This window comes from Streptomyces sp. NPDC002265 (assembly GCF_040296125.1).
In the GTDB taxonomy this organism is placed as follows: domain Bacteria; phylum Actinomycetota; class Actinomycetes; order Streptomycetales; family Streptomycetaceae; genus Streptomyces.
The window spans coordinates 1-4,027 of the sequence record NZ_JBEOWS010000556.1 but is presented as its reverse complement, the minus strand read 5'-3'; the positions used below and the strand labels follow the sequence as shown (position 1 = coordinate 4,027).

Annotated in this window: 3 protein-coding genes and 1 pseudogene; all 4 read right to left on the bottom strand. The window is 71.6% G+C overall.

All coding sequences use genetic code 11. The features are described 5' to 3' along the window. Window positions 1-69: 69 nt before the first annotated feature. A complete protein-coding gene (locus ABT085_RS44665) occupies window positions 70-1,770 on the bottom strand; it encodes a proline--tRNA ligase (RefSeq protein WP_351622474.1) in 1,701 nt (566 codons plus the stop codon). 74 nt (window positions 1,771-1,844) lie between these two features. Next, on the bottom strand, window positions 1,845-2,426 hold the full coding sequence (locus tag ABT085_RS44660; RefSeq protein WP_351622471.1) for a GNAT family N-acetyltransferase: 582 nt from the start codon (window positions 2,424-2,426) through the stop codon (window positions 1,845-1,847). A 67-nt stretch (window positions 2,427-2,493) separates the two neighbouring features. Then, window positions 2,494-3,342, bottom strand: a complete 849-nt coding sequence (locus ABT085_RS44655) for a GNAT family N-acetyltransferase (RefSeq protein WP_351622468.1) — start codon at window positions 3,340-3,342, stop codon at window positions 2,494-2,496. Window positions 3,343-3,715: 373 nt separating this feature from the next. After that, a pseudogene (locus ABT085_RS44650) lies at window positions 3,716-4,027 on the bottom strand (flavodoxin-dependent (E)-4-hydroxy-3-methylbut-2-enyl-diphosphate synthase); the annotation flags it as partial.

Here is a 4,027-nt window from a genome sequence, read left to right as displayed (position 1 = left end):
CGAGGCGTCACGTCCTGCGGAGGGGAACGGTCCACGATCGGCCCACGGTCGGGCCACGTCCGGCGGTCGTCAGTTGACCAGGCGGGCGATCGCCTCGTCGACCGTCAGCTCCTCGCGCTCACCGGTCTTGCGGTCCTTGAGCTCCAGGACACCCTCGGCGGAACGGCGGCCCGCCACCAGGATCTGCGGTACGCCGATGAGCTCGGCGTCCGTGAACTTCACCCCCGGGGAGACCCCGGCCCGGTCGTCGCACAGGACGCGCAGACCGGCGGAGGCGAGCTTCTCGGCCACGTCGAGGGCGAGTTCGGTCTGGAGGGCCTTGCCCGCGGCGACGACGTGCACATCGGCCGGCGCGACCTCACGCGGCCAGCACAGACCCTGCTCGTCGGCGGTCTGCTCGGCGAGGGCGGCGACCGCGCGCGAGACACCGACGCCGTAGGAACCCATGGTCACCCGGACCGGCTTGCCCTGCTGGCCGAGGACGTCGAGCTTGAGGGCGTCGGCGTACTTGCGGCCCAGCTGGAAGATGTGGCCGATCTCGATGGCGCGGTCCAGCTTCAGGCCGGTGCCGCACTTCGGGCAGGGGTCGCCCTCCTGCACCACGACGACGTCGACGTACGTGTCGACCTCGAAGTCACGGCCCGCGACGACGTTCTTCGCGTGCGTGTGCTCCTTGTTGGCACCGGTGATCCACGCCGTGCCGGGGGCGACGCGCGGGTCGGCGATGTACGTGACCTTCTCCAGGCCCTGCGGGCCGACATAGCCGCGGACGAGGTCGGCGCGGTCCGCGAAGTCGTCGGCGGTGACCAGTTCGACGGCGGCCGGGGCGAAGTGCGCCTCGACCTTGCCCATGTCGACCTCGCGGTCACCGGGGACACCCACGGCCACGATCTCGCCGTCGACCTTCACCAGCAGGTTCTTCAGAGTGGCGGAGGCCGGGACACCCAGCGAGGCGGCCAGCGTCTCGATGGTGGGGGTGTCGGGGGTCGGGATCTCCTCGGCGGCCGGCACGCCGGAGCCGTCGACGGGCGCGAGTTCGTACGTGATCGCCTCGGTGTTGGCGGCGAAGTCGCAGTTCGGGCAGTCGGCGAAGGTGTCCTCGCCGGCGGCGGCCGGGGCCAGGAACTCCTCGGACTTGGAGCCGCCCATCGCGCCCGCGGTCGCGGCGCAGATCCGGTAGTCCAGGCCGAGGCGCTCGAAGATCCGCTGGTAGGCCTGGCGGTGCAGGGCGTACGACTGCGCCAGACCCTCGTCCTCCAGGTCGAAGGAGTAGGAGTCCTTCATCAGGAACTCACGGCCGCGCAGGATGCCGGCCCGCGGACGGGCCTCGTCACGGAACTTGGTCTGGATCTGGTACAGGATGACCGGCAGGTCCTTGTACGAGGTCGCCTGGTCCTTCACGATCAGCGTGAAGATCTCCTCGTGGGTGGGGCCGAGGAGGTAGTCGCCGCCCTTGCGGTCCTGGAGGCGGAACAGCTCGGGGCCGTACTCGTCCCAGCGGCCGGTGGCGTCGTACGGCTCGCGCGGCAGCAGAGCGGGGAGCAGCACCTCCTGGGCGCCGATCGCGTCCATCTCCTCGCGCACGATCCGCTCGACGTTGGCCAGGACCCGCTTGCCGAGCGGCAGCCAGGTCCAGACGCCGGCGGCCGTACGGCGGACGTAGCCGGCCCGGACGAGGAGCTTGTGGCTGAGGACCTCGGCGTCCGCCGGGTCGTCGCGCAGCGTCTTCGCCATCAGATTCGACATGCGCTGGACCGGTGCGTTCGCCATGGTTCTCGTATCTCCTGCTGCCTGAGGGTGATGGTAAGGAGGTTAGCCGGGCGGTCCATCCCGGTGGAAATCGGTTAAGGGTTGGGCTGCCTGCGCAGGAGCGGCAGCGGAGCTCCCATCACCGCGTACGGCTTCGGCGCGCTGGGGAAGAGGACCTGCCGGGCCAGGTCGTCGTAACCGAGGGAACGGTAGAGACCGCGGGCCGGGCTCTCGGTGTCGATCGCGGAGAGGATCGAGCGGGGCTCGGCCGCGGTGTCGGTGATCGCGGTGATCAGGGCACGGCCGATACCGCGGTTCTGGTAGCGCGGATGGACGTGCAGCTCGGTGATCACGAACGAGTGGTCGAGCCAGAAGTCGCTCCCCCGGGCCCGCAGATACGGCTCCACGACGGTGGACCACCAGTGGGCACGGTCGTTGGGCATGCCGTAGACGAACCCGGCGAGCCGGCCGTCGGCGGTGGTCGCGCCCAGCGCCCGGGCACCGGGGTAGGCCATGTGCCGCAGCACGATCTGGCGGCGCACGGCCACCTCGTCGGGGCCCAGCCCGAACGCGACGGCCTGCACGGCGAGCGCGTCGTCGACGCGGGCCGACAGGTCGAGCGGGCCGATCACGATGTCGTCGGGATCGCGGTGTCCGTGACCGGGGATGCGCAGCATGCCGGGGAGACTACAGGGGCCGTCGCGGACGCAGCGGCCCGGCGAGGTGCCCTGGGGAACGCCGCGGCTAGAACAGGATGCTCATGAACGCGCCGACCTCCCGGAAGCCCACCTTCAGGTAGGTCCGCCTGGCCGGGGTGTTGAAGTCGTTCACGTACAGGCTCACGACCGGGGCCACATCGGCCAGCGCGTACCGCAGCACGGCCGCCATGCCCGGCGCCGCCAGGCCGGTCCCCCGGTACTCCGGGGCCACCCAGACCCCCTGGATCTGGCAGGCCTGGGGGGTGGCCGCGCCGATCTCCGCCTTGAAGGCGACCTTCCCGTGTTCGTCGAGGCGGGCGAAGGAACGGCCGGATCCGACGAGCTCCGCCACCCGCGCCTGGTACAGCAGGCCGCCGTCGCCGGCCATCGGGGAGACGCCGACCTCCTCGGTGAACATCGCCACGCAGGCCGGCATGATCGTCTCCATCTCGTCCTTGCGGACGCGGCGGACGTACGGGTCCGGGGCGACGTCGTCGGGCATCCGGTCGGTGACCATGAGCGGCTGGTGGGCGCGGATCTCGCGGGCCGGGCCCCAGCTGGGTTCGAGCAGCCGCCACAGCTGTGCGGTGGGCTCGGCGGGGCCGACGATGGAGGAGCAGCGGCGGCCGGCCCGGCGCGCCCGGTCCGCGAAGGCGCGGACGGCGCGGGGGGTGGCGCAGATCGGGACGAGGTTGGCGCCCGCGTAGCACAGGGACGTCAGCATGCCGTCCTCGTACCAGCCCCACATCTCGCCGCCGAGACGCCAGGGGTCGAGTCCCGCGACCTGGACCCGGGAGGTCACGAAGGCGTTCGTGACCGGGTCGCGGTCGAGGACGGCGAGGGCGGCGTCCAGGTCGCTCGGTTCGAGTACCCGTGAGGTGGTCTGGGTCAACAAGCGCGGGGCCTCACACTGGGGTCTGCTGATCTCCGCACTGTACCTGCCGAAAATGTGGCGCGCCGCCCCACGGGACGGCCGAGTGCGCGGAGCACGGTACGGCGGCGGAGCCGAGCCCGCCGAAAGCGGCCGCCACGGGCCGGTTCCTCCGGACCATCACACCCCGGCCGAGACAACGACCCGGGCCGAGCGGGGGGAGCCCTGCGACACGGCGGTACGGCGGTCGGCGGGGAGCCCGGCGGACGGGTACAGCTACGGATACGGGTACGGCGTCGGCCGGAGCTACGGGCGCAAGCCCGGCACGGACGCAAGCCCGGTGGTGTGTGTCGGCCGGGCCGCCGGCGGCTGCTCCAGGGGCCCGGCCGTTCGTTGTTCAGCCCGCGACGGAGACCGAGGGCTCGCCCGAGGCGATCCCGTCCGCCTCCATCTGCTCGGCGAGCTTCATGGCCTCCTCGATCAGGGTCTCCACGATCTTCGACTCGGGCACGGTCTTGATCACCTCGCCCTTGACGAAGATCTGACCCTTGCCGTTGCCGGACGCCACACCCAGGTCGGCCTCACGCGCCTCACCCGGACCGTTCACCACACAACCCATGACCGCGACCCGCAGCGGGACCTCCATACCCTCCAGCCCCGCCGTGACCTCCTCGGCCAGCTTGTACACATCCACCTGCGCACGCCCGCA

Excerpts from the sequence above, each read along its gene's own strand:
- ABT085_RS44665 (WP_351622474.1), bottom strand. The coding sequence starts at position 1,770 with ATGGCGAACGCACCGGTCCAGCGCATGTCGAATCTGATGGCGAAGACG.
- ABT085_RS44660 (WP_351622471.1), bottom strand. The coding sequence starts at position 2,426 with ATGCTGCGCATCCCCGGTCACGGACACCGCGATCCCGACGACATCGTG.